We start from the raw sequence: 25,688 nt of genomic DNA, 5'->3' as shown, positions 1-25,688 counted from the left end.
CCCAGCGATTGTTGGAGGTATGCGTCACCATAAAGTGCGATGAACCACGTGGGTGCGCCCACCCGCGGTCGGGCGATGCCCTCTGTTTCAATGGTGATCGAAGGGCTGCTATGTTCGCTTTACGGCCATCTCTGACAGCTTGTAGTCCTGAACCAACGCTTGAAAACTCACGTGAAAGCGTCTTTCAGACCAGCCTTGACGTCTCGACCGCAGCGCGGATGAAATCGGCAAAGAGCGGGTGCGGCTCAAAGGGTTTCGACTTGAGCTCCGGATGGAACTGCACGCCGATGAACCAAGGGTGATCTTTCCATTCCACGATCTCGGGTAGGCGGCCGTCCGGCGACATGCCGGAAAACTGCAGCCCCTGTTTTTCCAGCGCCTTGCGGTACTTGGTGTCGACCTCATAGCGGTGGCGGTGACGCTCATCAATCGCCGTTGTCCCATAGACCTGGGCCACCTTTGATCCTTCGGCCAGCGTAGCGTTATAGGCGCCCAATCGCATCGTACCACCCTTGTCGTCGCTGACCTTGCGCTTGACCTTCTCGTTGCCCTGCACCCACTCCTTGAGGTGATAAACCACCGGAGTGAAACGCTTTTCCCCGGCCTCGTGGTCAAATTCCTCAGAGCCGGCATCGGGCAGGTCGGCCACGTTCCGGGCGGCCTCGATCACGGCCATCTGCATGCCGAGGCAAATGCCCAGATAGGGGATCTTATGGGTGCGGGCGAACTCGGCCGCCTTGATCTTGCCCTCGGTGCCGCGCTCGCCAAAACCGCCAGGGACAAGGATCGCATGGAAGCCTTCGAGATGCGGGGCGGGGTCCTGCGTGTCGAAAATCTCGGCATCGACCCATTCGACATTGACCTTCACGCGGTTGGCCATGCCACCATGGGTCAGGGCCTCCTTGATCGACTTATAGGCATCTTCAAGCTGCGTGTATTTGCCGACAATCGCCACGTTGACCTCGCCATCGGTCACGTGAATGCGGTCATAGACATCCTGCCAGATGCTGAGGTTCGGCTGCGGCGCAGGCGAGATGTTGAACGCATCCAAAACGGCCTGATCGAGGCCCTCGCGATGATAGGCGAGCGGTGCTTCGTAGATCGAACTGAGGTCATAGGCGGCCACCACGGCTTCTTTGCGGACGTTACAGAAAAGCGCGATCTTCTCGCGTTCCTTGTCCGGGATCGGCTGTTCGGAACGACAGACGAGGATATCGGGCGCAATGCCGATGGATTGCAATTCCTTGACGCTGTGCTGCGTCGGTTTGGTTTTCAATTCACCCGACGCTGCCAGATAAGGCAGTAGGGTCAGGTGCATGAAAATGCACTCGCCGCGCGGCTTGTCATGGCTGAACTGGCGGATGGCTTCGAAAAACGGCAGGCCTTCGATGTCACCCACGGTGCCGCCGATTTCGCAGAGCATGAAATCGACCTCATCCTCACCGATCGAGATGAATTCCTTGATCTCGTTGGTGACATGTGGGACCACCTGAATGGTTTTGCCGAGGTAATCGCCGCGGCGTTCACGCTCCAGCACGGTGGAATAGATGCGGCCCGAACTGACCGAGTCGGTCATGCGCGCGGGTACGCCGGTGAACCGTTCGTAATGGCCAAGATCGAGATCGGTCTCGGCCCCGTCGTCGGTCACGAACACCTCGCCATGTTCGAACGGGCTCATCGTGCCGGGATCGACGTTGAGATAGGGGTCGAGTTTACGCAGCCGGACGGAGAACCCGCGCGCCTGCAAAAGCGCGCCCAAGGCGGCCGAGGCCAGCCCTTTTCCGAGGGAAGAAACAACGCCACCGGTAATGAAAATAAAGCGTGCCATAGGCGCGGCATCCCCCGTGATATTCAGCAGTTAATGAGGCCCTGAGCGGGTCTGAAAGACCGCAGCACCACGGGACTCGACATATATAGGATTCGCATCTCTCGCGCAAGACAGCCGCAAGATGATGTTGCGTTAACCTTCTGGAGCCTCAAGCGGTTGTGGTCAGTCCGCCGTGGGGGTCAGGGGGGCATCGCCGTCTGCCGAGGGGGTCAGGCTGTCGTCATCTCCGGTTGGCTCTTCGGCTTCGACGGCGGGTGTGGGCGCATCGACGATCCGGTCGAGGACCGAACTGCCCGAGGCGTTTCTTGCCGCGATGATGGTCAGCGCCATTGACGTACAGATGAAGGCAATTGCCAGGATCCAGGTGAGCTTGCCAAGCGCGGTGCCCGCAGAGCGACCCGAGATCGCACCGCCGCCACCGCCGCCCATGCCAAGACCGCCGCCCTCAGAGCGTTGCAGCAGCACCACGCCGATCAGGGCGAGGGCCAGAAGAAGGTGAACGGTAAGGACGACGTTTTCCATGTAGCACGGCCTGTCATGTGATAAGGGCTCAGCGCGCTATCTATGCAATTCCCGCGCGCCCCGCAACCCGGCAATATGGTTGATCGTGTCGCGAGGGGGCGGTGGACCGATGGCCGTCATTCCTAATTTGAACACAAGCCGCGCATTGACGACGCGCGCGGTGGCGATCCAAACGTATGTGACCGGTACTTTATCCCTGCCGTCCCGAAAAACCTTCCTGTATCGCACAGACCTGACCCAATCGCCGCCGCGTGGGGGTGCGTCGGCGATGCGCGGCGGGCTTCGCCCTCGATTCCGCGCTTGGTTTAAACTCGAAGGTCCACCTTGGGCTACAAGCGGCCATCTGATGATTTCTGTCAGCTAATTTTGCGTCAAAGGCCGGTTTGCGGACATAGTCGCCGTTTGCCTCAGCACCGTGAATGGCAACTATCGATAATGACACGACCAATCGCGTTGCATTTGGTTTCACGGTTTTGTTTTTTGTCCAAGACAAGGCCTCGAGGAATTTCAGCCATCAAGTCCGTTGTCGATTATCGCCAGTAAGCTGCCTTCGCTGTCGTAAATCACGGCAAAGAAAGCGCCGAAGAGTGAGTAGCCAACGATTTGATTTTCGGGGTCAGCAATTAGCTCCTGAAATGGGGCCACGAATTGGTAACCTCCCAAGAATGACCGGTCTACCTGACGCGAAAACAAAAGACCTTTGCGCTCCTCTATGACCGCACGTGTGTTTCCAGAGCTTATCTGCTCATACTTAGCCGATACGTAGTAAAAGCAGACCAAAAAGACAGTAAACCAAGCAATGTATATCACGATGAGCGCGGCAATCACCGCTGCTATCCACTTCAAAAATAGCCTACCTGCAGGCATCGGTGCTCCTAGCCTACCGTTCGCCTCAAATTAACGACTGCCGCAAAGGTGACATTCGCACAACTCGTGGCTGGTGTCACTTTGGGCTCGATGCGGACTTGGGCAACACTCACTCATCAACGTCATCCATGTCGGCCTGGCCGGAGAGTTTGCGTCGGACATGGCTCCAGCTGAGGCCCACCCCGAGGATCAGTGACAGGGCGATCAGCCCGATCCAGAGATTGACCGACCGGTTCTCCAGTCGGAGCCAACCGAAATCGTAGAGCACCCACAGTAGCGCCGCGACGAGCGCCAGCACCAGCCCCATACCGAACGCGCCGATGGAACGCAGCGTGGCGCGCAGGTAGATGATGTAGCCCACCAGCAAGAGCAGTCCGAAAAGCACGGCGAGTGGCATCTGTTCGTTCCAGTTGGCCTGCACCCACCGGGCGTAGTTCCATTCGGTCGGGTTGAAAGTCGCCGCCAGCAGCACGAAAGCCACCAGCCAGCGGAGCACGAATCCCATTTTACAGCCTCCGGTCTGCTAGTTGTGGCCAACCTGTTCCAATCGCGGGGCCTCTGTCCAGTGCCCGTGACGAATTATCAATTGGTCTGCGTTGCGCTGCTACCAGCCGCGCCTGCTCAGAAATCAGGGGTCTTTTGTTGCCGATGCCGGAACCAGCCAAACGCACTGGCCAAAAAGACGATGATGGCGGTGCCGAAATACAGTGTGGATGAAAGGGCGCCTTGTGGTGCGGCCATGCCCAAGAGGCCAAGGAGTAGCTTATGCGTGACAAGTGTCACCAAGATGCCAGCAAACACCGCTTCGCCAGTCAGGTCCTTGCTGGCACGCCGGCGCGCCCTGGGCGTGTTGCGCCGGGCAGCATCCAGGTCACGCTGCGCTTTGCGGCTGCGTTTTTGCGCGGGAATGGCCAGGCTGAAAGACGCGAGGTACCCAAGGCTTGCAACGGCACCGATGATGCACCAGACGCCAAAGGCGGGAAAGACGTCGGCCGATAGCAGGCCAACACCTATCGCGCCCTGTCCGATTGTCAGGTAGCTCAGCAACCGTCTCCACCGGCGGGCATAGATCTGCGCTGCCGTTGGGCCCGGGGCAGGGGTATTTTCGGGCACTTCGCGGAAATGCCATATCAAAACCCCCTTTGTCGTTGCCGCACATCCTGCAACGACCGCGATCAAGGCCCAGAACCCCGATGTCGAAAGCAAGATGAACATGAAGGCGGTATCGGGGCTGTCGAACACGATCAGCGCGCCGAAAATCAGGTGGTGGGCCAGAAAAATCATCCCGCAGACGCGGCCCCAAAAGAGTTTTCGGATGTCACCGTAGGGTGGTTTGATACCTTCACTGTGAAACATGTCTGCCTCTATGCCGTTCTGAACAATGCTCAATGCGTCATCGGCGAGCAATGTGGCGGATGTCGGGGCAAGTCTTGGGCATTTTGGGGTTTCACAGCCGAGCGCACCCCGCTATACGTCGCGCGGTTTTGAACTGGCGTTCAGGAGGCTGGAATGGCAAATGTCGTCGTCGTGGGAGCCCAGTGGGGTGACGAGGGAAAAGGCAAGATCGTTGACTGGCTGAGCGAGCGTGCCGATGTGATCGCGCGGTTCCAGGGCGGCCATAATGCCGGTCACACGCTGGTCATCGACGGCAAGGTCTACAAGCTGCACGCGCTGCCCTCGGGCGTTGTGCGGGGTGGCAAGTTGAGCGTGATCGGCAACGGTGTGGTGCTTGACCCCTGGCATTTGATCAAGGAGATCGAGACGATCCGCGCCCAAGGGGTGGAGATCACGCCTGAGACGCTGATGATTGCCGAGAACACGCCGCTCATCCTGCCGATCCATGGCGAGTTGGACCGCGCCCGGGAAGAGGCCGCCAGCAAGGGGACAAAGATCGGCACCACTGGCCGTGGCATTGGCCCCGCCTATGAGGATAAGGTTGGCCGCCGGTCGATCCGTGTGGCGGACCTGGCGGATGATGCCACGTTGCAGGCGCGGGTGGACCGCGCGCTTCAGCATCACGACCCGCTGCGCAAGGGCCTCGGCATCGACCCGGTGGACCGCGACGCGCTTGTCGCGCAGTTGCAGGAGATCGCGGCGCAGATACTGCCCTATGCCGCGCCGGTCTGGAAAGTGCTTAACGAGAAACGAAAGTCCGGCAAACGGATCCTGTTCGAAGGGGCGCAGGGCGCGCTTCTCGACATTGATTTCGGCACCTATCCCTTTGTCACCTCGTCGAACGTGATCGCGGGGCAGGCGGCCACCGGTGTGGGGGTTGGGCCCGGCGGGGTCGACTATGTGCTGGGCATCGTCAAGGCCTACACGACCCGCGTGGGCGAGGGGCCGTTCCCGACCGAGCTTGAAGACGAAGATGGGCAGCGCCTCGGTGAGCGCGGTCACGAGTTTGGCACGACCACCGGGCGTCAGCGCCGCTGCGGCTGGTTCGATGCGTGCCTTCTGCGTCAGACCTGCGCGACCAGCGGCGTCAATGGCATCGCGCTGACCAAGCTCGACGTGCTCGACGGGTTCGAGACGCTCAAGGTCTGCGTCGGCTACGAATTGGATGGCGAACAACTCGACTACCTGCCCACTGCTGCCGACCAACAGGCGCGCTGCACGCCGGTCTATGAGGAATTGCCCGGCTGGACGGAATCGACCGAAGGCGCGCGGAGCTGGGCCGATCTGCCCGCCAACGCGATCAAATACGTGCGCCGGGTCGAGGAATTGATCGACTGCCCGGTGGCGATGGTGTCGACCAGTCCCGAGCGCGAAGACACGATCCTCGTCACCGACCCGTTCGCGGATTGACGCGATGGCGCTGAGCTACAAAGCCCGTCGGCGCTGGGCGCTCATCATCCTGCTGGTGGGCTTGCCCATTTACATCGTGGTGGCGGTGACCCTGACGGATTGGTTGCGGGCCAATGTCTATGACGGTCCGCAAATCCTTCTGGAGCTGGTGGTGTTCGTGGTGCTCGGGTTTTTGTGGATTGTCCCGCTCAAACCGATTTTCAAGGGTGTCGGGCAAGCAGACCCCGATGCCGAAGATAGTGACAAAAGCTAGACCGCACCCGCACGACGATTGGTCAGAATGCGATGTTTTGGCGCAGTAACGGCCGGTTGAACGGGCGCGGATCATTCATAGGTGAAGCGAAATTTTAGGGGGATTTGATGGGATCGGCACTTGAACTCGCGGTAAACAACTTCGTTTCGCCGGTTATTTTATGTTTTCTGCTGGGATTGGCTGCCGCTCTTGCGCGATCGGATCTGAGCTTTCCGCAGGCCGTTGCCAAGGGCATGTCGCTCTACCTCCTCTTTGCCATCGGCTTCAAGGGCGGGGCCAGCGTGGCCGATCACGGGGTTGATGCGCTGCTCATCATGACGCTGATTGCGGCGGTGATCCTTTCGGCGGGGCTTCCGTTCCTGGCATTCTTCCTGCTCAAGGTGATGACCCGGCTCAGTACGCTTGATGCGGCGGCGGTGGCGGCGCATTACGGCTCGATCTCCATCGTGACATTCGTGGCGGCAACCTCTGTCCTGCAGGCGCAGGGCGTGGCCTCCGAAGGGTTCATGGTGGCCGTGGCCGCGGCGATGGAAGCACCTGCAATTGTCTCGGCGCTCTGGCTCATCTCGCAGCGGGGCGATTCCGGCGCGCAGAAAAGCGGGATGAGTGCCGAGTTGATGCGGGAAATCCTGCTTAACGGCTCCATCGTGCTTCTGGTGGGCGCCTTCGCCATCGGCTGGATCACCGGGGCAGAAGGCAAGGCGGAAATCGACCCGTTCATCACTGCGCCGTTCAAAGGCGTGCTCTGTCTCTTCCTGCTCGATATGGGGCTGGTCGCGGGCCGGGGCCTGCGCGAGTCGAAGGGTGCGATGTCCCGCGGGCTGGTCCTTTTCGGGGTCATCATGCCCCTGGCAGGCGCAATGTTTGGCTTGGGCGCGGGGGCGCTCCTCGGCCTCTCGGCAGGGGGGGTGGCGCTTATGATGGTGCTCTCGGCCTCGGCCAGCTATATCGCCGTCCCGGCGGCCATGCGCGTGGCCTTGCCCGAGGCCAACCCGGCGGTCTACCTGACGGTTTCCCTAGGCATTACATTCCCCTTCAATGTCACGATCGGCATTCCGATCTATATTGCAGTGGCAACAGCGGTGATCGGAGGATAGGCGATGGAGATGCACGAGGCAAAACGGGTCGAGATCATTATCGAGGCGATCATGACCAAGCGGCTCACCGATCTGTTGATGGACAGCGGCGTCACCGGGTTTTCGGTCCTGCCGGTCAAGGGCGGGTCGGGGCGATCGGGCCATTGGACGCGCGAAGGCACCATAGGCCGCGCCGATGGCATGTCCTGCGTGGTGTGCATGATCCGTCCGGATCGGCTTGACGGGCTGCTGGAGGCGGTGATGCCCGTGCTTGAGCGTCACATCGGCGTGGTGAACGTGACCGATGCCCACGTGATGCGGGCCGAGCGGTTCTAAGGGCTCAGGCTGGTTTCAGCGCCTTGCGCAGGTCGACCGACAGTTCCTTGACCGACCCCACCACCTGCACGTAGTCGAGCAGGGACGCCTCGGCAAAGCCCTCGGCGATGACATGGCCCAGCATCTGGATGAGCGGCTGCCAGAAATCCTCGGTATTGAGCAGGAAGATGGGCTTTTCGTGCAGGCCCAGTTGCCGCCATGTGAGCACCTCGAAGAACTCGTCAAGGGTTCCGGCGCCGCCGGGTAGGACCACGATGGCGCTGGAGTTCTTGAACATCAGCTCCTTGCGCTCGTGCATCGTGGCGGTGACGATCAACTCGTTGAGGTCTTCCTTGCCAACCTCCGCCTGCATCAGGTGTTCGGGGATGACGCCAAATGTCCGGCCACCGGCATCCTGCGCCGCGCGGGCCGTGACCCCCATCAGCCCCACATCCCCTGCGCCATAGACCAGCCGCCAGCCGTGATCGGCCAACATCTGCCCCACGGCCCTGGCTTCTTCTTCGAATATCGGTTGCACGCCCGAACGTGCGCCGCAAAAGACACAGACTGAGCGTGCTACCATGAATTACCCCCGTTTCGCGCAGCGTTGTTTTGACCAGTGATACCCTTGTTGTTATCGTCCGACAACCGTGCAGGGATTTGGACGCGGGCCATGGAAGGGAAAAGATGAGCGAAGGCAATGGTTTGTCCCAGGGGGCGACCCTGGGGTTTGTGGCTGCCGGCGTAGTGGTTGTTGCCGTCGCAGGGGCGTATTTCGGTGGTTTCCTGACGCCCGGCAACACGCCCGATTCCGATGTGGTCGCCGTGGGACAGCCCGCCGAGGCCGATCCGGCAGTGCAGCCCGAACCGGAAGAGCCAGCCCAGACCACCGAAGATACCGCCGCGACACCCGATGATAGCACCGAAACCGCGACCCTTCCTGAGCCGCCGACGATTGACACGTTCCGGCTAGACGCTGATGGCCGGATGCTGATTTCGGGGCGGTCGCAGCCCGACTGGGAAACCTCGATCCTGCTGGACGGGGATGAGATCCGCGTGGCGCAGGCCGATGCCGGGGGGCAATTTGCCGAGTTTGTCGACATCGCCCACAGCGATCAGCCGCGGGTGTTGTCATTGTCGATGCGCGATGGCGACACAGTGATCACATCGGTTGAAGAGGTCATCATCGCGCCGTCCCCCGCCGCAATTGCCGAAGCGCAAACCGATCCCGCCGATACACCAGAGGGAGGTGTCGCCGAACCAGCGTCGGATCCAGAGGTTGCCAGCGCAGAAAATGCAGCGCCGGAACCGGGCCAGACCGCCGTCTTGCTGAGCGACGAAAGCGGTGTGCGCGTCTTGCAGCCGCCGGAGCCGTCGGAGGATGGTCCTGAACTCATGTCAACCGTTGCACTTGATGCGATTGCCTATTCCGACGATGGGCAGGTGCAGATTTCTGGCCGGGCGCAGGGTGACGGGCATGTGCGGGTTTACCTCGATAACGCGCCGATCACGACCACGCCGATTGCGGAGGATGGCAACTGGCGCTCGGACCTGCCGGAGGTCGATACTGGCGTCTACACGCTCAGGATCGACCAGGTCGATGCCGAGGGCAACGTGACATCGCGGGTCGAAACCCCGTTCAAACGCGAAGGCGATATCGTCGTGACCGAGACCCAAGGCGCGGGCAATCAGACGCAGGTAACCGCTGTCACGGTCGTTAAGGGCTCGACCCTCTGGGCGATCTCCCGCGCGGCCTATGGCGATGGCGTGCTCTACGTCCGCGTGTTCGAGGCCAACAAGGACCGGATTCGTGATCCTGACCTGATCTATCCCGGCCAGGTCTTTACCATCCCGCAATAGCGCCCCGGGGGTGGCAATCACCCCGCCTGCGGCCTATGTCTGGGCGACGGGATTTGAACGAAGGCCCTGATGCGTCGATCCAGCCTGACCACCACCGAAACCCCCAAGAACGGATGGCGCACCATCCGGCGGGTGGCCCCCTATCTCTGGCCCGACGGGCAGGGATGGGTCAAACGCCGCGTGATCTTTGCCCTTGTGGCGCTGGTCCTGTCCAAAATGGTCGCGGTCAGCACCCCGCTTTTCTACAAGGCGGCGGTGGATGCGCTGGCCGGCGAGGGGGGCGGCGAGGCCTGGGCGCTGGCGCTTGGTGCGATTGGCCTCACCGTCGCCTACGGCATGGCGCGGCTCATGGTCGTGGGCTTCCAGCAATTGCGCGATGCGATTTTCGCGCGCGTGGCGCAGCGCGCCCTGCGGTCCCTGGCGCTCAAGACCTTCCACCATATCCACGCCATGTCGATGCGCTATCACATCACCCGCAAGACCGGCGGCCTCAGCCGCATCATTGAGCGCGGCGTCAAGGGGGTGGAGTTCCTGCTGCGGTTCCTGCTGTTTTCCATCGGCCCTCTGATCCTCGAACTTCTGATGATCTCGGTGGTGCTCTGGACGCTCTTTGATTTTCGCTACGTGGCCGTCGTGGTGGGCGTCATCGCGGCCTATACGCTTTTTACCTTCAAGGTGACCGAATGGCGCGTGAAGCTGCGCAAGGAGATGAACGACCAGGACACCGATGCCAACCAGAAGGCGATCGACAGCCTGCTCAATTTCGAGACGGTCAAGTACTTCAATGCCGAGGGCCGCGAGGCGTCGCGGTATGACGCGGCCATGGCCGGGTATGAGAAGGCGGCGCTGAATTCGAGCTATTCGCTGGCGGCGCTGAATTTCGGGCAGTCGTTCCTGATCACCGGCGGGCTGGTTGTCGTGATGGTCATGGCGGCGGTCGGGGTGCAGGCCGGGACCTTGACCGTGGGCGATTTCGTGATGGTTAACGCCTACATGATCCAGATCACCATGCCGCTTAATTTCCTGGGCACGGTCTACCGCGAGATCCGCCAGTCGCTGGTGGATATGGGCGAGATGTTCGACCTCCTGGAGCAAACCCCCGATGTCAGGGACAAGCCCGATGCCCAACCGCTCCGGGTCGATGGCGGGGATTTGAGCCTTGACGATGTTCATTTCGGATACGAGCCCGAGCGGCCGATCCTGAAAGGGGTCACGCTGTCGGTGCGTCCCGGTGAAACCGTCGCCGTCGTCGGGCCGTCCGGTTCGGGCAAATCCACCATCGGGCGGCTTCTCTTCCGGTTCTACGATGTGCAGGCTGGCGCGTTGACCATTGACGGGCAGGATGTCCGCGACGTGACCCAGGAAAGCCTGCATGCTGCCATTGGCGTCGTGCCGCAGGACACGGTGCTTTTCAACGACACGGTCGGCTACAACATCGGTTACGGGCTGGACGGTGCGACGCAGGCGCAGATCGAAGAGGCGGCAAGGGCGGCCCAGATCCATGACTTCATCGCGGCGCTGCCCGAGGGGTACGAGACCCTTGTAGGGGAACGTGGCCTGAAACTTTCGGGCGGCGAGAAGCAGCGGGTGGGGATTGCCCGGACGCTGCTCAAGAACCCGCCGATCCTGCTGCTGGACGAGGCGACAAGTGCGCTCGACAGCGAGACCGAACAAGGCATTCAGCAGGCCCTGGCCGTGGCCGGCAAGGGTCGTACGGTCATCACCATCGCGCACCGGCTGAGCACTGTTGCGGATGCCGACAGGATCGTTGTCCTGGAGAATGGCCAGATCGCCGAAGAGGGGACACATGCGGAATTACTGGCCCGGCAGGGGCGCTATGCCAGCCTCTGGGAGCGCCAGGCCAGCGAACGCAGTCCCGAAAAAGCTGCAGAGTGACGTAACGTCACAAGGACGCCTCAGGGTTGTTTGGCGTTTTTTGATTTCAACGCGCCGTTTTTCCCCTTTGGTGAGCGCCTCTCTGGGCGCATGACCTCTCCATCACATGAATTTCGTGGTTCCGGTGGATTGGATGCCGGATCAGTCGGTCTGGGACGGGCCGGTAAGGGCATTATTTTATTTGGAGTGGTTGGAATGATCGAAGGTGTCGTTCTGTTCTTTTCGCCGGGTGGCAAGATTGCGCATATCTGGTGTGTCTTGGGGGAGGTACCGTTATGCGTGGCCTACCGCGAGGATTTCCCGAAGCTGTGGCGCGATCTGCAGATCGGATCACGGGTGCAACTACGGGCGCGCCCCTTTGGTACGCTGATGCGCGTGTTTGACCTCAAGCTGTTCACGCTCGAAACCGCCGGTGGGACCTGACGTCTCGCCGTCAGGTTCGGCGGCACTGCGCGTGTGTCACTCCGCGGCTTTCAGGGGCTTGCCTGGTGGCGGTACCGGTGCCTCGTCGCCGGTGCTGGTTTCAAAAGCGGGTTCAATCCCCCAAATGATCTCCGGCGCCTTGACGCGGCGCGCCTCGATATTCAGCGCCCAGTCCCGCGCAACCCGGCTGCCACGGCCAAGCGAGAGCTTGGCGAGGCCCAGGGAAATCCATTTGACATAAACACCCGCCCAGATCCGCAGCGCCAGCATCGACGGCGTGAAGATCAGGGTCAGCACCGTCGCCACGCCCAGGCCGAAAACCACCGCCGTGGCCAGTTGCGTCCACCAGAGCGCCGTGGGGCTGTTGAAGGAATAGCCGCCATCGGCGAAGTTCAGGCTGAGGCCGAACATCATCGGCGCAAGCCCTGCCATCGTCGTGATCGTCGTCAGCAGAACCGGCCGGATCCGCGCTTCGGCGGTGCGGGTGATCGCCTCGATCCGGGGCATGTAGCGGCTGAAATCCTGATAGGTGTCGATCAGGACGATATTGTTGTTCACCACGATCCCCGCCAACGCCACGATCCCGGTCCCGGTCATGATGATCGAAAACGGCTGGTTCATGACCAGCATCCCGATCAGCACACCGGTGGTTGACAGCACCACTGCGAGAAGCACCAGCACGGCGTTATAGACACTGTTGAACTGCGCCAAAAGGATGATGAACATCAGCCCGAGCGCGCCCAGGAAGGCCTGTTGCAGGAAGGTACCGGATTCCTCCTGATCCTCCGCATCTCCGGTCCATTCATAGTCGATCCCCGCCGGGATCACGCCGCTGTCGAGCCATTTGGTCAGTTCGGCAATACGTTCATTGGCGGTCAGCGGCACCTCGGTCGGATTGCCGTTTTCGTCGGTCGCGGGTGACATCAGCCCGTCAACAATCGCGGCCTTGACGTCGAAATACCGTGTCTGATCCACGCGGTTGATCTGCGCCAGTTGCGGCACGGGCTGGCGGCTGATGAAGTTGCTCAGCGGCACAAGGCCGTTCGGCGTGCGCAGCTTCAGCGTATCAAGCGTGCTCAGCACCCGGTCCTCTTCGGGCAGGCGGATGCGAATGTCGATCTCTTCGTCGCTGCTGTCGACCCGCATCGTATCGAGCAGGATACCGCGCGTGACCAGTTGCACCATCGCGCCCACGGTGGCCACGTCCGCGCCATAGCGCCCGGCCTTTTCCACATCGACATCGATCTGCCAGTCGATACCGGGCAGGGGCAGGGTGTCTTCGACAAGTTTCAGCCCGTAGGTTTCGTCGAATTTCGCGCGGGCCACTTCGGTGAAGTCCTTGAGCACTTCCCAGTCATCGCCCTTGAGGCGCAGGTGCACCGGTTTGGCAGATGCCGGTCCTTGCTCAAGCGCGAGGATTTCGATCTGCACGCCGGGGATCTTCTTCAGCGCGGCGGTCAGCTCGTCGATCGTCTTGTTGCCATCGGTTTCGGGGCTGGAAACCTTGCGGTCAATGTCGATGCCCAGGATCGGGATCGTGAACCAGGTCTCATAGGCGGTCGGGCGTTCCTCCCAAGGGTAAAGCTCGATCTGCACCTGGCCCACGGTATCGAGCGGCGCCTCGGCCCCGCCGGTATTATTGTTGAGGCCACCATCCCCCGCGAAGGCAAACGCGCTTTTGATGTTGGGATGGGCCAGCACGATCTTTTCGGCCTGGTCTACCAGTGCGTCTTTCTGATCCAGCGAGAGGTTGCCGCGCGCCTTGACATAGACGAGGGCATTTTCCGGTTGGCTATCGACAAAGAACTCAACACCGCGGTTGTTGTTGATGAAATACATCGTCACAGAGCCGACCAGCACGAAGATCGCGCAGAACGAGAGGAGCGGCGCAATTGGGTTGGCGGCGATAAGGTGGATGAAATGGCCGAAAGGTGTGCGCCGGTATCCCGCGTTGACCCGCGCCCGGCGGTGTGGAAAGACCCGTTCGCGCAGGCGACCCAGAAGGTTGCCGAACCGTCGGGGCAGGGCCAGCAGACCCAGAAGCGTTGCCACCACGGCGGCCAGCCCGGCCATGGCAAACCCCATGACACAAACCAGCAGCGCGAAGGCCATGACAAGTGTCGGCAAGACCGACCCAAGGATGCGGGTGCCGTCCATGCCTGTGAACTGTGCGCTGACGGCTTCGAGCAGGAGCGGCACAGCGGTCCCCGCGATCAGGAAGGTCACGGCCGTCACACCGAAGAGCATCACGTGCCAGTACCAGCTTGCGCCGGCGATCTGGTCCATGCGCTCGTTGAACCACCGCTCCAACCGGCCGGTCACGCCGCCCACGACGGGCAGGTAGACCAGCGCCACCAGCAGCGAGGCCGACAGAACGAAGATCAGGGTCACGGGCAGCATCCGCATGAACTGGCCCGGGACCCCGGGCCAGAAGAGCATCGGCATGAAGGCGCAGAGCGTTGTCGCGGTCGAACTGACGATGGGCCAGAACATCCGCTTGGCGGCCTCAACATAGGCGTGCATCGGGCCCGAGCCTTCGCGGATGCGTTTGTCGGCGTATTCCACCACCACGATGGCGCCATCGACGAGCATGCCCACGGCGAGGATCAGCCCGAACATCACCATGTTCGACACCGCGACCCCCATCAGCGCCAGCAGCGCGAAACACAAAAGGAACGAGGTCGGGATCGCGAAACCCACCAGCAGCGACGGGCGGATGCCCAGCGTGGCCAACATCACGATCATCACCAGTGCAATCGCCGTCAGGACCGAGCCTTCGAGTTGCCGCACCATTGAGGCGATGATGCGCGATTGGTCATTGGAGGTGCCGACATTGATTGCGGCCTGCAGCTCCGGCGGCCAGGTCTTTTCTGCCGCGGCAACGGTCTCACGCACAAGCTGGGCGGTGTCGATGACGTTATACCCCTTGCGCTTGACCACCTGTAACGCAACGGTGTTTTCGCCGTTGAACCGCGCGGTGCCGATGCGATCCTCGAAGGTCAGGTTGATCGTGGCCAGATCGCCCAGGGTGACCACGCGATCCCCATTGGTCTTGACCGGCAGGTCATAGATGTCGCGGGTTTCATCGAAGGAGGAGGGGATCTTGACAGCAAATGTGCCTTGCTCGGTCTCAACCTCACCGGCGGCAATGAGCTGATTGTTGTTGCGCACCACGTTGATGAGCTCGTTGGCGGTGACGTTATAGGCCTCAAGCCGCACCGGGTCGATTACCACCTCGACCATCTCGTCACGATTGCCCGCAATCCCGGCTTCCAGCACCGGTTCAAGCGATTCAAGCCGGTCCTGCAAATCCTTGGCCAGCCGCGCCATGGTGCGCTCCGGCACTGCGCCTGCAAGGTTCACAATGATGATCGGGAATTCGCTGAAATTGATCTCGTTGATCGTGTATTTCTCGGCGCCTTCCGGGAAATCCGCCTCGGCGGTGCTCATCGCGTCGCGCACATCTGCGAGGATCTTGGTCTTGTCCCAGCCGAATTCGAACTCCAGCGCGACACCGGCGTAGTTCTCTGCCGCCGTGCCGGACATCTTCTTGAGCCCGTCAAGATCACTCAGCTCGGTCTCCATGACCTTGACCAGCAGTTTTTCGCTATCCTCGGCCGAGATACCGGGGAAAGGGACTGAGACGAAAAGCGCCGGGATTTCGATATCCGGCTCACCCTCTTTCGGCAGGCCCACATAGGCAAGACTGCCCGCCAGAAGCGACAGCACGATAAAGGCGATGACCATCCGCGCCCGGGCGGCGGCCCAGTCGACAAGGCCCGTCATTGACCGACCTCCTGGTAGGTGGGGGCGACGCGGACGCCGTCGATCACGAATTCCTGGCCGATGATGATAACGTCGGCCTCGTCGGGCAATCCGCCGAGCCAGACACCGTTCATCGTATCCCGCAGCAGGGTCACGGGGATGAATTGAGCGGTTGATTCCCCGGTGACGATACGAACCCCGAGGTCGCCCTGATCGTTCAGGGTGAGGGCCGATTGCGGCAGAAGATGCGCGTTTGTGCCGTCGGCGGCGATGACGATTTCGGCGGTCTGACCGTCGCGCAGCGTTAGGTCGGCATTCGGGACCTCGATTTCCACCCGAAAGGTGCGGGTTTCGGGATCGGCGGCGCGAGACAGGAAGGTCACATTGCCCTCGACCTGGTTACCCGCAGCCAGGCGCGCCCCGGCGCGGGCGCCCAATTCGACGCGGTTCACCTCGGTTTCAGGGACAAATCCCACCAGCATCACCGGATCAAGCTGCATGACCGTCGCGCAGAGATCGCCGGGCTGCAGGAGACTGCCAAGCTCGGCGGTATCGGATTCCAGCAATCCGGCAAACGGGGCCTTGATCGACAGGCGCGAGATTTCGGTTTCCGCGGCGGCCACGGCGGCCCCGGCGGATTGAATGCCGGATTGGGTGCTCTCAAGTCCCGATCGGGCCGTTTCCACGCCGGCCATCGCGGCGCTAACGGCAGCCTTGGTGGCGGCAACGCGGGTCTCGGACGCAAAACCGCCCTCGGAAAGCCGCGCGGCAGCGTTGTCGTTGATCCGCGCCTCTTCGAGCCGCGCGATGGCCTCGTCAAGCCGGGCCTGCGCTTCGGGGATACGCGAGCGGGCCTCTTGCAGGCGGGCCTGTGCTTCGGCCAGGGTCGCTTCGCGCGCAGCGGGGTCAAGGCGGCACAAAAGCTGACCTTTTTCCACGAACGCGCCCTTGCGCAGCGGCGTGGAGGCGACCTGACCCGATGTTTCGGCGCGCAGGTCCACCTGCCGGTCGGCCTCGGTCTGACCGCGCAGGACGACCGCACTGTCGATGGCACGGGCGACCGAGCGAACAGCGACGACACCGACCTGATCGGCGCTCTCATCGCTCTCGTTCGCGGTCCCGGTATCGGCATTTTCTTGCGCAACGGTGGCATCGGGGGCATCCCCCGCGGTCAGCGCATCGCGCTGAAAGATGAACACATAGATCAGGGCGGACACCAGAATCGCCACCAGAATCGGAAGTAGTCGCATCTCGAAACCTTCAAAAACCAAGAGCGCAGAGGGCTAACCCTGAAATTCCTACCGTGATAGATGACCACGATGCCGGAGAAATCAATGACCCTATACGCTAAACTATCCAGTTCAGATTAAACTTTTCGCTCCCCCCCTGCAAGGTGGCGATTTCCATGCTGGTTGCGGACCCCTTGGCAGGGCCAGAGGGACAGGTTAAGAGGGGTCGGAAAGTCAAAGAGGCAAGCGGCGTGAGCGATACCGACAGTTTTATTGATGAGGTCACCGAAGAGGTGCGCCGCGACCGGCTGTTCAAGGCGATGCGGAAGTATGGATGGATCGCGGTTCTGGCCGTGATTGCCATCGTCGGCGGTGCGGCCTGGAACGAATGGAACAAGGCGCAGGCGCGGGCCGCTGCCGAGGAATTCGGCGATCAGATGCTGGCGGCGCTGGCTGTGCCGGACGCTTCGGATCGTGCGGATGCCCTGTCGGCCGTTGCGGCACCAAGTGAGGCCAGCCAGGCAATGATCGACCTTCTGGCGGCGGGGGAATTAGCCTCGGACGCGCCCGCCGAGGCGGCGGAACGGCTTCTGGCCCTCGCGGATCGCAGCGGCATCGACACGGTCTATCGCCAGATCGCAACGCTGAAAGCGGTCAGCATCCCCAAGTCCGGCCTGTCGATCGACGATCGCCGCAGCCGCATGGAGGGACTGGCCCTGGGGAGCGGTATCGTGCGCCTTCTGGCCGAAGAGCAGCTTGCGCTGATCGAGGTTGAACTGGGCGACAAGGACGCGGCCATTGCACGGCTGCAGCAACTGGTCGCCGATGCCGAAGTGACGCAGGACTTGCGCACGCGGGCATCGCAGGTGATTGTGGCTCTTGGCGGCGAACCTTCCGGGGCGTCGGCAAACGAATAGACACTGTCTTGGTCCGGGCGTCGCCGGGACGAAGAGAAACAGGGGACAAGTGGGGGCGTAACGTGTTTAAACCAAGTGGTATCTTGCTGGGACTTGCGGGCGCCATCGCGCTTGCGGCCTGCGCCAAGGAAGACCCGATCCTGCCGGGCAAACGTGAAGGCATCCGCGATGTGATCGTCGATCCGGCGGATATTCCGGCGCCCGAGGTTGCCCAGAACACCAATCGCCCGCTGGCCCTGCCGCCTGTGACATCGAACGCCAACTGGACCCAGAGCATCAGCTCGCCGGCAACCCGCACGGCGCATCCGGCGCTTTCGTCGGCGCCGTCGCTGGCTTGGTCGGTGCCGATCGGGGCAGGAGATGGCCGCAAGAACCGCATCACCGCCGATCCGGTTGTCGGAAATGGCCGGGTGTTCACCCTGGACGCCGAGGCGCGCGTTACCGCCGTCTCCACCAACGGTGCGGTGCTCTGGTCGACCGACTTGGTGCCGGTCAACGATGCCAGCAAGGATGCAAGCGGCGGTGGTCTCGCCTACGCGGATGGCGTTGTCTACGTCTCCTCCGGCTTTGGCCTGATGACCGCGCTGGATGCCGCGACCGGTGCCGAGGTCTGGCAGCAGAACCTGCGCGCCACCGGCTCGGGCGCGCCGAGTGTGAGTGGCGATCTGGTCTACCTGGTGGCCGGGGACGAGGTCGCCTGGGCGCTTGACCGCAAGGACGGGCGCATCCAATGGCAACTCTCCGCAACGCCCGACATCAACAACGTCATGGGCGGCCCGGCCCCGGCAATTACCGACAAATACGCGATTTTCGCGTTCGGCTCCGGCGAGATGCAGGGCGCGTTCCGCAAGGGCGGTCTGCGGCTTTGGGACGCGCAGGTGGCCGGTCAGCGTCCGGGTTACTCCGCGGCGCGTATCGGCGACATCACCGGCGATCCGGTTGTCGTGGGCGACAGGCTCTATGTCGGAAGCCATTCGGGCCGGACCGTTGCGATGAATATCGGCAACGGCAAACGTATCTGGACGGCGCGGGACGGGGCGTTGAACCCGGTCTGGCCCGCGGGCGACTCGATCTTCATGGTGTCGGATCGCAACGAACTCATGCGCCTCAACGCCGAGGACGGTACCAAGATTTGGGGCGAGGAACTGCCGTTCTTCGTCAAGGACCGCCCGCGCCGTCAGGCCGAGATCTTTGCCCATCACGGGCCGATCATTGCCGGTGGCAACCTGATCGTGGCCTCAAGTGACGCGCAACTGCGGCTGTTTGATCCGGCCTCCGGTGCGCTGCGCCGCGCGGTGTCGATGCCCGGCGGTGCCACGACCAATCCCGTGGTGGCGGGCAACACGCTTTACGTGGTCACAACCAAGGGGCAATTGGCCGCTTTCCGTTAGGCGCGGGATGCTGTAACAGGGCGACCTGATTACAAACCGGAGCCGTTTGGCCATGTCTTTCACGCTTGCCATCGTGGGCCGCCCCAATGTGGGCAAATCCACGCTGTTCAACCGCCTTGTCGGCAAACGCCTGGCGCTGGTCGATGACCAGCCGGGCGTGACGCGTGATCTGCGCGAAGGCGAGGCGCGTCTGGGCGATCTGCGCTTCACGGTGGTCGACACAGCCGGCCTCGAAGAGGCCACGGACGAGTCGCTGCAAGGCCGGATGCGCAAATTGACCGAACGCGCCGTGGACATGGCTGATGTCTGCCTTTTCATGATTGACGCGCGCACCGGAGTGACGCCTACGGATGAGATGTTCACCGACATTCTGCGCAAACGCTCCGATCATGTCATTCTGGCCGCGAACAAGGCCGAAGGGGCGGCGGCGGATGCGGGCGTGATCGAGGCCTATAGCCTGGGTCTGGGCGAGCCCATTCGCCTCTCCGCCGAGCATGGCGAGGGGTTGAACGACCTCTATGCGCAGCTGATGCCGCTGGCCGATCAGTTCGAAAAACGCGCCGCGTCTGAGGCGCCAGAGACCGATGTGGCGGTTGATGAAGAGGGCGAGGACGGGGTCCGCGTCCCCACCAAGGCGCGCCCGCTGCAAGTGGCCGTTGTGGGGCGGCCCAATGCGGGAAAATCAACTCTCATCAATAAGATACTGGGCGAAGATCGCCTTCTGACCGGGCCAGAGGCCGGGATCACCCGCGACTCAATCTCGCTCCAGATCGACTGGGATGGCATGCCCACGCGGATTTTCGATACGGCCGGAATGCGCAAGAAGGCGAAGGTGCAGGACAAGCTCGAAAAGCTGTCGGTCGGCGACGGGCTCAGGGCGGTGAAGTTCGCCGAGGTGGTTGTGGTCCTGCTCGATGCGGCGATCCCCTTCGAGCAGCAGGATCTGCGCATCGCCGATCTGGCCGAGCGTGAGGGCCGCGCGGTGGTGGTCGCGGTGAACAAATGGGACGTGGAGCCGGAAAAGCAGCAGAAGCTGCGTGATCTGCGCGAAGCCTTCGAGCGTCTGCTACCGCAATTGCGGGGCGCGCCGCTGGTCACTGTCTCGGCCAAGACGGGCAGGGGCCTCGACCGGCTGCGCGCGGCGGTGGAAAAGGCCAACGAGGTCTGGAACCGGCGGGTCACCACAGCGCAGCTCAACCGCTGGCTCACCGGCATGCTGGAACAACACCCGCCCCCGGCACCCGGCGGCAAACGGATCAAGCTGCGCTACATGACCCAGGCCAAGACGCGGCCTCCGGGGTTCGTGGTGATGTGTTCGCACCCCGACAAGCTGCCCGAGAGCTATTCGCGCTACCTGGTCAACGGGCTGCGCGAGGATTTCGACATGCCCGGCACGCCCATTCGCCTGCACATGCGCAGCCAGTCGGACAAGAACCCTTATAAGGCCAAGAAAAAATCGACCCCTTCGCGCCTGCGCAAGCATCTGGGCAAACCCAGCCCGAAATCCTGAAGGCAGCGGGACAGCCATGCCCGCCATTCGGATTCGGCGAAATGTGTTGGTCGTACTCGAGCCCAAAGCAGTCAGTTGAGTTCGAACCCCGCGCGGAATCAAGGCGCGCAGCGCCGCCGCGCGATCGCCAGACCGCCCGCAAGGGCTGGCGATTTGGAGAGGTTGCGCAACGAATTGAGGTTTTTCGGACTTGGCTAAGGTAAAGTGCATTCCACTACAGGAAGTTCGCCATCCCGCGGTCTGGCGCTCCCGCGGCTTGCTCTCAACCGTCCGCTTTGTCCGCAGGCCAGATCTCACCCGCATCCTGTCAATAAGCCGGAACCAACCATTCGCATCCCCTCGCCAACGGGCCGCGTGAGGATTTCGACATGCCCGGCTCGAAATCCCGCTTTTCCGGTTTCCCTTACCTTGACGCAGCCCTTGGTTGTGGTCGATGTTTGCCGCACAAGCCGGGACAACCGGTCCAAGGGGGGACATCGTGAAACGCATACTGATTTTCTGTGACGGGACGTGGAATTCCCCGGATGACGCGCGGGTGACCAACGTGGTCAACCTGCGCAATGCGGTGGTGGAGGATGAAAATCAAACCGTGATCTACATCCCCGGGGTCGGGACCGGCGGGCGGTGGACCACCTTTGTGGGCAAGTGGATGAACAAGATCGGGGGCGGGGCCTTCGGCTGGGGTCTGAACCAGAATATCAAGGTGGCCTATGCGGCCCTGGCGGAGCAATACAACCCCGGCGACAAGATCATGATCTTCGGCTTTTCGCGCGGGGCCTACACGGCGCGTTCCTTGGTCGGCATGATACGCAAATGCGGCTTGCCCGCCAAGAACAAGGTGACAAAAGCCACGGTCAACAAGGCCTTCCGGATTTACCGCAAGCGCGGCACCAAACACCGGCCTGATGCCGACAAGATCTGGCCCAGACGCAAGCGCATTTCACCCTACGCCACGTCCAAGACCGATCAGACCAAGCGGGGCGATAACGCCTTCATCCTGCATATCGAGTATCTCGGGATCTGGGACACCGTGGGCGCGCTTGGCATTCCTTCGAACCTGCTGGGGACGTTTTCACGGCACGTCAACAGCCGGCACCAGTTTCATGATACTCACCTGACCAAGATGGTGAAATCCGCGCGCCATGCGGTGGCCCTGGATGAGCGCCGCAAGTTTTACCTGCCGTCCCTGTGGGAGAACCTCGATAGCGGCCCGGGTGGCGGGCTCAACAATGGCAAGACGGGCGCCGCGCGGCGGTTCCAGCAGATGTGGTTTATCGGCGATCACCGGGTCCTCGGCGGGCGCAGCACGGCGGGGGGGCTTGTCTCCTATCCGCTGCAATGGATCATTGATGGGGCCACGAATTACAATATGAAGCTAAAATCCAATGTGCGGCTCCCGAAAGATACGCCCAATGCAATGCAGGCGGCACCCGAGATGAACAACCCGAAGGGGTTTTACAAGCTCCAGCCCGGTTTACTTGGCTGGCGCACGGGGCCGCTTCAGGACGCGGACCGGCATCCGTCGGTGGATGAGCGGCTCGCGGCGGACCCGCTCTATCGGCCGCGGTCCATGGCCAGCCTGCGCCCCGATCTCTGGCCGCAGAGCCGAAGCCGGATCACCTAGCGGACACGCGCGCGGAGCGCCAGGACACCGATGCCGATCGCCCCGGCAATGGCCAGTGCTGCGATGCCGATCTGGTCCGGCCAATTGGCGATGGCCACGGCAATGAGCGCCCAGATCAACGCGACCCCGTACTCCGGCGCCCGCGCAAGACTTGTCTGTATGCCTGCGCCAAAGACAAGCGCCGCAACAAGCGCGGCCCAGGCCCATCCGACCTCACCAAACCCTATGCCATATCCGGCGCCAAGCAGGCCGATGGAGACAAAACTGGCGGCGGTCAGCCAGCCCGCGTAGATCGCGAGCGGCGCCTGCAGGAGCCAGCGGTCGGGGCCAGCGGAGCGGAAGAGCGCCATCAGCGCCGTGATCAGCATGACCCAGATCAGTATGGTCGCCATGACCGGGCTGGTCTCTGCGACCGACAGCCACGAGGCGCCGACCGCAAGACTGATGAAAAGTGGCCAGCGCGTGCGGTCCCACGCCTCATCGGTGTCACGCTTCAACAAGCCGAACGCACCATGCCCCAGAAGCCATAGGTAAATGAGGCCCCAGATCGAAAACGCGTATCCCGCGGGCTGCACCGGCGGGTTGTCTTGCGGGATCGGGTATTTGTTCTGGTCAAAGCCGTCAAACGGCACGAAAAAAGGCGACACAGCGAACGCAAGGGCCGCGACCGCCACCAAGATGGCCTTCATTCTCATCGTATCCATGCCTTTGTAACGGCCAGGGAGGGGTTTTGGTTCACTTTCGGCAGATCTTTTTTGCGCCAGCACGGGGGCTTAGCCGAAAACCATCGTCGTTCTGCAACTTATCCGCGAGTCTCACCGTGTCTATGACACTGTTAATCAATTTTAGGAGTGAAGATTATGGCAAAACCTACAACACCCAATGGCCCCGTGTCCCGGATTGATGAGTTTATCGACGGGCTGCGCGATTTGCCCAAGGCGATCGTCAAGGGCGCCCATCGCGCGGCGCAGCAACGTGGCGATGACGACGCGGTCAAGATCGTCGATGTTTATGGCCCTGTTCTGATCGACAGCATGGCCCGCACCGCTGACCTTTTGGCCGAGGGCAAGCGCCGGGCCGACAAGGTGATGATCGAAGACGCCGAGCGCATGTTCAGCACCATGGCCTCGGACACGCTGATGCGGCAGGCGGGCGAGATGGCCGCAAGTCAGGGCAGTTTCCCCCGCGCGCTTGGCGTGGCGCAGATCGTCCAGCTTGTCAAAAAGTTGATCGACTGGCTGATCCAGACCTTCGATTTCGGTTTCGGCTGGATCAAGAAACTGATCGACTTCATTGACGAGGTCCTGAACGCGATGCTGGGCGGCGGCAACTCACGGGCGACGCATGAGCTGTCGCTGCGCGAGCAGGACTACCTCAAGGAGCTCACGGCCCTCGCCAATCTCGAATCCGCATCCTTCCAGCGGGTCGAGTTCAGCGAGGTCGCCGAGGAGTTCTGAGCGATCAGGCGAGCAGACCATCCGCGCCGAGGCGGGTTTTGCCGCCAAGATACGGATGCAGCACTTCGGGCAGGTCGACGGAGCCGTCGGCCTGCTGCCCGTTTTCCAGAACCGCGATCAGACACCGCCCAACCGCGAGGCCCGAGCCATTGAGTGTGTGCAGGAATTGCGGTTTGCCGCCATCCTTGGGCTTGAACCGCGCGTTCATCCGCCGCGCCTGATACTCACCGCATACGGAAACCGAGCTGATCTCGCGATAGGTATCCTGCCCGGGCAACCAGACCTCGATGTCGTGGGTCCGGCGCGCGCCGGCGCCCATGTCTCCCACGCAAAGCACGACGGTGCGATAGGGCAGGCCGAGCTTTTCCAGGATGCCCTGCGCGCATCCGGTCATCCGGTCCAACTCATCGCGGGAATGGTCGGGATGGGTGATGCTCACCATCTCGACCTTCTCGAACTGGTGCTGGCGCAGCATCCCCGACGTGTCACGCCCCGCGCTACCAGCCTCGGAGCGGAAACATTGGGTGTGTGCGACATACCGGCGGGGCAGGTAGCTTTCTTCGACCGTCATGCCATTCACGATATTGGTGAGCGTCACCTCGGCGGTCGGCACCAGCCACCAGCCATTGGTGGTCTCATAGCTGTCCTCGCCGAATTTCGGCAATTGCCCGGTGCCGAACATCATCTCGGGCCGGACCAGAACCGGTGTCCAGGTTTCGGTCAGGCCGTTTTCGTCGATATGCGTGTTAAGCATGAACTGCGCCAGCGCCCGGTGGATGCGCGCCACGGCACCCGACATGACAACGAAACGCGCCCCGCTGAGCTTGGCGGCGGTCTCGAAATCCATGCCCGGTTTCACGCCTTCAAGCTCGTAATGCTCCTTGGGTTTGAAGTCGAAGCTGCCGGGGGTGCCCCAGCGGTGGATTTCCACGTTGTCGTCTTCGTCCTCGCCATCGGGCGTGTCGTCAAAGGGCAGATTGGGCAGGCCCATCAGCAATTCGTTGAGCTGCGCGTCCATCTTCTTGGCCTCGGCTTGCATCGCGGCAACCTCGGCCTTCTTCTCGGCAACAAGGCCCCGCAGACGCTCGAATTCGGCGTCGTCGCCCTTGGCCTTGGCCGCGCCCACTTCCTTGCTGGCCTTGTTCTGCTCGGATTGCGCGGTCTCAGCCGCATGGATATGCGCCCGGCGCGCTTCGTCGATCTGCAGGATCTCCGACGACGGCGCGTCTACCCCCCGGCGGGCCATGGCGGCGTCGAAAGCGGCGGGATTTTCGCGGATGGCACGGATATCATGCATCTTGGGTCGTCCTTCTGGATCTGCTGAGTCGAATTTCGCGGGTTATGCACCAGAAATCCGGCGGGGTGTAGGGTTTGTGAACGGGAATGGGCGGCCGCGTTCAATCAGTCGCTGCCTGCAGGCGGGCCCCGTACCGGCCGATGATGGCGCAGCCTTGTCCGCGGCACAACCTATCCGCGTTAAATCGTGCCTCAAAAACCGCAAATGAGCGGAACCGGCGCGACAAGGCCCCACCGAGCGGCGCGCGCGCCGTTTCGTACCTTGCAAATGGGCGGTTCCGGCCATAGGTTCCGTCAAAATTCGCGGGGGCCTCCCCGCCCTCTGACACGAAGGAAGCCTCGCTCATGGACGCATTTGCACAATTCGTTCCCCTCATTCTGATCTTTGCCATTATGTGGTTCCTGCTGATCCGCCCGCAGCAGAAAAAGATGAAGGAACACAAGGCGATGGTTGATGCCGTGCGCAAGGGGGACCAGGTGATTACTCAGGGCGGCCTGATCGGCAAGATCTCGAAGGTGAAGGACGCCGATGAGGTCGAGATCGAGATCGCTTCTGGCGTCAAGGTGCGGTTGGTCCGGAACACGATCGCGCAAGTCCTGTCGAAGACTGAGCCGGCTGATTAACTAAGTTCAATACCGCACAACAAATCTTTG

At 62.0% G+C, this 25,688-nt stretch carries 23 protein-coding genes; 13 read left to right on the top strand and 10 right to left on the bottom strand.

Features of this window, described 5'->3' with window-relative positions; translation table 11 throughout:
• Nucleotides 1-184 precede the first annotated feature (184 nt).
• The 5 genes from RBB29_RS12275 to RBB29_RS12255 all read right to left on the bottom strand — a co-directional run bounded on the left by RBB29_RS12275 (nucleotide 185) and on the right by RBB29_RS12255 (nucleotide 4,573).
• A complete protein-coding gene (locus RBB29_RS12275; RefSeq protein WP_306115198.1) occupies nucleotides 185-1,828 on the bottom strand; it encodes a CTP synthase in 1,644 nt (547 codons plus the stop codon).
• Between the two features lie 162 nt (nucleotides 1,829-1,990).
• Nucleotides 1,991-2,350, bottom strand: coding sequence for a preprotein translocase subunit SecG (gene secG / locus RBB29_RS12270; RefSeq protein WP_306115197.1), 360 nt, complete (start codon nucleotides 2,348-2,350; stop codon nucleotides 1,991-1,993).
• Between the two features lie 507 nt (nucleotides 2,351-2,857).
• Entirely contained in the window at nucleotides 2,858-3,217 is a 360-nt protein-coding gene (locus tag RBB29_RS12265) for a hypothetical protein (protein ID WP_306115196.1), read from the bottom strand.
• Nucleotides 3,218-3,326: 109 nt separating this feature from the next.
• On the bottom strand, nucleotides 3,327-3,722 hold the full coding sequence (locus tag RBB29_RS12260; protein WP_306115195.1) for a DUF6524 family protein: 396 nt from the start codon (nucleotides 3,720-3,722) through the stop codon (nucleotides 3,327-3,329).
• A 116-nt stretch (nucleotides 3,723-3,838) separates the two neighbouring features.
• Nucleotides 3,839-4,573 (bottom strand): hypothetical protein, encoded by a 735-nt coding sequence (locus RBB29_RS12255; protein ID WP_306115194.1) that lies wholly within the window; start codon nucleotides 4,571-4,573, stop codon nucleotides 3,839-3,841.
• Nucleotides 4,574-4,726: 153 nt separating this feature from the next.
• On the opposite strand from RBB29_RS12255, the gene RBB29_RS12250 reads away from it, so the two are divergent.
• The 4 genes from RBB29_RS12250 (at nucleotide 4,727) to RBB29_RS12235 (ending at nucleotide 7,687) form a co-directional block, all read left to right on the top strand.
• A complete protein-coding gene (locus RBB29_RS12250; RefSeq protein ID WP_306115193.1) occupies nucleotides 4,727-6,022 on the top strand; it encodes an adenylosuccinate synthase in 1,296 nt (431 codons plus the stop codon).
• 4 nt (nucleotides 6,023-6,026) lie between these two features.
• Nucleotides 6,027-6,275, top strand: a complete 249-nt coding sequence (locus RBB29_RS12245; protein WP_306115192.1) for a DUF2842 domain-containing protein — start codon at nucleotides 6,027-6,029, stop codon at nucleotides 6,273-6,275.
• Nucleotides 6,276-6,382: 107 nt separating this feature from the next.
• Nucleotides 6,383-7,372: a sodium-dependent bicarbonate transport family permease gene (locus tag RBB29_RS12240; protein WP_306115191.1), complete on the top strand. Its 990-nt coding sequence runs from the start codon at nucleotides 6,383-6,385 to the stop codon at nucleotides 7,370-7,372.
• 3 nt (nucleotides 7,373-7,375) lie between these two features.
• Entirely contained in the window at nucleotides 7,376-7,687 is a 312-nt protein-coding gene (locus RBB29_RS12235) for a P-II family nitrogen regulator (protein ID WP_306115190.1), read from the top strand.
• A gap of 4 nt (nucleotides 7,688-7,691) precedes the next feature.
• On the opposite strand, the gene RBB29_RS12230 is transcribed toward RBB29_RS12235, so the two are convergent.
• Entirely contained in the window at nucleotides 7,692-8,249 is a 558-nt protein-coding gene (locus tag RBB29_RS12230) for a TIGR00730 family Rossman fold protein (RefSeq protein ID WP_306115189.1), read from the bottom strand.
• A gap of 104 nt (nucleotides 8,250-8,353) precedes the next feature.
• Between RBB29_RS12230 and RBB29_RS12225 the strand changes: the two genes are divergently transcribed.
• The 3 genes from RBB29_RS12225 (at nucleotide 8,354) to RBB29_RS12215 (ending at nucleotide 11,845) form a co-directional block, all read left to right on the top strand.
• Complete coding sequence (locus tag RBB29_RS12225) at nucleotides 8,354-9,526, top strand: LysM peptidoglycan-binding domain-containing protein (RefSeq protein WP_306115188.1); 1,173 nt, start codon at nucleotides 8,354-8,356, stop codon at nucleotides 9,524-9,526.
• A 69-nt stretch (nucleotides 9,527-9,595) separates the two neighbouring features.
• Nucleotides 9,596-11,422 (top strand): ABC transporter ATP-binding protein/permease, encoded by a 1,827-nt coding sequence (locus tag RBB29_RS12220; protein ID WP_306115187.1) that lies wholly within the window; start codon nucleotides 9,596-9,598, stop codon nucleotides 11,420-11,422.
• 30 nt (nucleotides 11,423-11,452) lie between these two features.
• Nucleotides 11,453-11,845 carry a hypothetical protein gene (locus RBB29_RS12215; RefSeq protein ID WP_306121157.1) on the top strand — a complete coding sequence of 131 codons (393 nt, stop codon included), beginning with the start codon at nucleotides 11,453-11,455 and terminating at the stop codon, nucleotides 11,843-11,845.
• Nucleotides 11,846-11,881: 36 nt separating this feature from the next.
• Here RBB29_RS12215 and RBB29_RS12210 read toward each other — a convergent pair whose 3' ends face one another.
• Nucleotides 11,882-15,631 (bottom strand): efflux RND transporter permease subunit, encoded by a 3,750-nt coding sequence (locus RBB29_RS12210; protein ID WP_306115185.1) that lies wholly within the window; start codon nucleotides 15,629-15,631, stop codon nucleotides 11,882-11,884.
• The gene (locus RBB29_RS12205) at nucleotides 15,628-16,860 is read right to left on the bottom strand and encodes an efflux RND transporter periplasmic adaptor subunit (protein WP_306115184.1); all 1,233 of its coding nucleotides are present in this window, start codon (nucleotides 16,858-16,860) and stop codon (nucleotides 15,628-15,630) included. The genes RBB29_RS12210 and RBB29_RS12205 overlap by 4 nt, the downstream gene beginning before the upstream one ends.
• A 230-nt stretch (nucleotides 16,861-17,090) precedes the next feature.
• On the opposite strand from RBB29_RS12205, the gene RBB29_RS12200 reads away from it, so the two are divergent.
• From RBB29_RS12200 to RBB29_RS12185, 4 genes are all read left to right on the top strand, one after another.
• On the top strand, nucleotides 17,091-17,756 hold the full coding sequence (locus RBB29_RS12200; protein ID WP_306115183.1) for a tetratricopeptide repeat protein: 666 nt from the start codon (nucleotides 17,091-17,093) through the stop codon (nucleotides 17,754-17,756).
• Nucleotides 17,757-17,818: 62 nt separating this feature from the next.
• On the top strand, nucleotides 17,819-19,147 hold the full coding sequence (locus tag RBB29_RS12195) for a PQQ-binding-like beta-propeller repeat protein (protein ID WP_306115182.1): 1,329 nt from the start codon (nucleotides 17,819-17,821) through the stop codon (nucleotides 19,145-19,147).
• A 52-nt stretch (nucleotides 19,148-19,199) separates the two neighbouring features.
• Entirely contained in the window at nucleotides 19,200-20,657 is a 1,458-nt protein-coding gene (der, locus tag RBB29_RS12190; RefSeq protein ID WP_306115181.1) for a ribosome biogenesis GTPase Der, read from the top strand.
• 478 nt (nucleotides 20,658-21,135) lie between these two features.
• Nucleotides 21,136-22,281: a DUF2235 domain-containing protein gene (locus tag RBB29_RS12185; RefSeq protein WP_306115180.1), complete on the top strand. Its 1,146-nt coding sequence runs from the start codon at nucleotides 21,136-21,138 to the stop codon at nucleotides 22,279-22,281.
• Here RBB29_RS12185 and RBB29_RS12180 read toward each other — a convergent pair.
• A complete protein-coding gene (locus RBB29_RS12180; RefSeq protein ID WP_306115179.1) occupies nucleotides 22,278-22,970 on the bottom strand; it encodes a hypothetical protein in 693 nt (230 codons plus the stop codon). The genes RBB29_RS12185 and RBB29_RS12180 overlap by 4 nt on opposite strands.
• A 171-nt stretch (nucleotides 22,971-23,141) precedes the next feature.
• Here RBB29_RS12180 and RBB29_RS12175 point away from each other — a divergent pair, with 171 nt between their 5' ends.
• A complete protein-coding gene (locus tag RBB29_RS12175) occupies nucleotides 23,142-23,738 on the top strand; it encodes a hypothetical protein (protein WP_306115178.1) in 597 nt (198 codons plus the stop codon).
• A 4-nt stretch (nucleotides 23,739-23,742) separates the two neighbouring features.
• Here the strand turns inward: RBB29_RS12175 and serS are convergent, their stop codons facing one another.
• Nucleotides 23,743-25,035: a serine--tRNA ligase gene (gene serS, locus RBB29_RS12170; RefSeq protein ID WP_306115177.1), complete on the bottom strand. Its 1,293-nt coding sequence runs from the start codon at nucleotides 25,033-25,035 to the stop codon at nucleotides 23,743-23,745.
• Between the two features lie 344 nt (nucleotides 25,036-25,379).
• On the opposite strand from serS, the gene yajC reads away from it, so the two are divergent.
• Nucleotides 25,380-25,658, top strand: coding sequence for a preprotein translocase subunit YajC (gene yajC / locus RBB29_RS12165; RefSeq protein ID WP_306115176.1), 279 nt, complete (start codon nucleotides 25,380-25,382; stop codon nucleotides 25,656-25,658).
• Nucleotides 25,659-25,688 lie beyond the last annotated feature (30 nt).

The sequence above is a fragment of the Roseovarius sp. MMSF_3359 genome (assembly GCF_030733385.1).
Classification (GTDB): Bacteria; Pseudomonadota; Alphaproteobacteria; order Rhodobacterales; family Rhodobacteraceae; genus Roseovarius.
Note: the sequence above shows the minus strand (reverse complement) of the source record. Positions and strands in the feature narration are given on the sequence as shown.

Coding starts and splice junctions, on each gene's coding strand:
- RBB29_RS12210 (WP_306115185.1), bottom strand. CDS start 15,631: ATGACGGGCCTTGTCGACTGGGCCGCCGCCCGGGCGCGGATGGTCATC.
- RBB29_RS12175 (WP_306115178.1), top strand. CDS start 23,142: ATGGCAAAACCTACAACACCCAATGGCCCCGTGTCCCGGATTGATGAG.
- RBB29_RS12205 (WP_306115184.1), bottom strand. CDS start 16,860: ATGCGACTACTTCCGATTCTGGTGGCGATTCTGGTGTCCGCCCTGATC.
- RBB29_RS12260 (WP_306115195.1), bottom strand. CDS start 3,722: ATGGGATTCGTGCTCCGCTGGCTGGTGGCTTTCGTGCTGCTGGCGGCG.
- RBB29_RS12180 (WP_306115179.1), bottom strand. CDS start 22,970: ATGAAGGCCATCTTGGTGGCGGTCGCGGCCCTTGCGTTCGCTGTGTCG.
- RBB29_RS12265 (WP_306115196.1), bottom strand. CDS start 3,217: ATGCCTGCAGGTAGGCTATTTTTGAAGTGGATAGCAGCGGTGATTGCC.
- secG (WP_306115197.1), bottom strand. CDS start 2,350: ATGGAAAACGTCGTCCTTACCGTTCACCTTCTTCTGGCCCTCGCCCTG.
- RBB29_RS12245 (WP_306115192.1), top strand. CDS start 6,027: ATGGCGCTGAGCTACAAAGCCCGTCGGCGCTGGGCGCTCATCATCCTG.
- RBB29_RS12275 (WP_306115198.1), bottom strand. CDS start 1,828: ATGGCACGCTTTATTTTCATTACCGGTGGCGTTGTTTCTTCCCTCGGA.
- RBB29_RS12230 (WP_306115189.1), bottom strand. CDS start 8,249: ATGGTAGCACGCTCAGTCTGTGTCTTTTGCGGCGCACGTTCGGGCGTG.
- RBB29_RS12220 (WP_306115187.1), top strand. CDS start 9,596: ATGCGTCGATCCAGCCTGACCACCACCGAAACCCCCAAGAACGGATGG.
- der (WP_306115181.1), top strand. CDS start 19,200: ATGTCTTTCACGCTTGCCATCGTGGGCCGCCCCAATGTGGGCAAATCC.
- RBB29_RS12250 (WP_306115193.1), top strand. CDS start 4,727: ATGGCAAATGTCGTCGTCGTGGGAGCCCAGTGGGGTGACGAGGGAAAA.
- RBB29_RS12255 (WP_306115194.1), bottom strand. CDS start 4,573: ATGTTTCACAGTGAAGGTATCAAACCACCCTACGGTGACATCCGAAAA.
- RBB29_RS12225 (WP_306115188.1), top strand. CDS start 8,354: ATGAGCGAAGGCAATGGTTTGTCCCAGGGGGCGACCCTGGGGTTTGTG.
- yajC (WP_306115176.1), top strand. CDS start 25,380: ATGGACGCATTTGCACAATTCGTTCCCCTCATTCTGATCTTTGCCATT.
- serS (WP_306115177.1), bottom strand. CDS start 25,035: ATGCATGATATCCGTGCCATCCGCGAAAATCCCGCCGCTTTCGACGCC.
- RBB29_RS12240 (WP_306115191.1), top strand. CDS start 6,383: ATGGGATCGGCACTTGAACTCGCGGTAAACAACTTCGTTTCGCCGGTT.
- RBB29_RS12235 (WP_306115190.1), top strand. CDS start 7,376: ATGGAGATGCACGAGGCAAAACGGGTCGAGATCATTATCGAGGCGATC.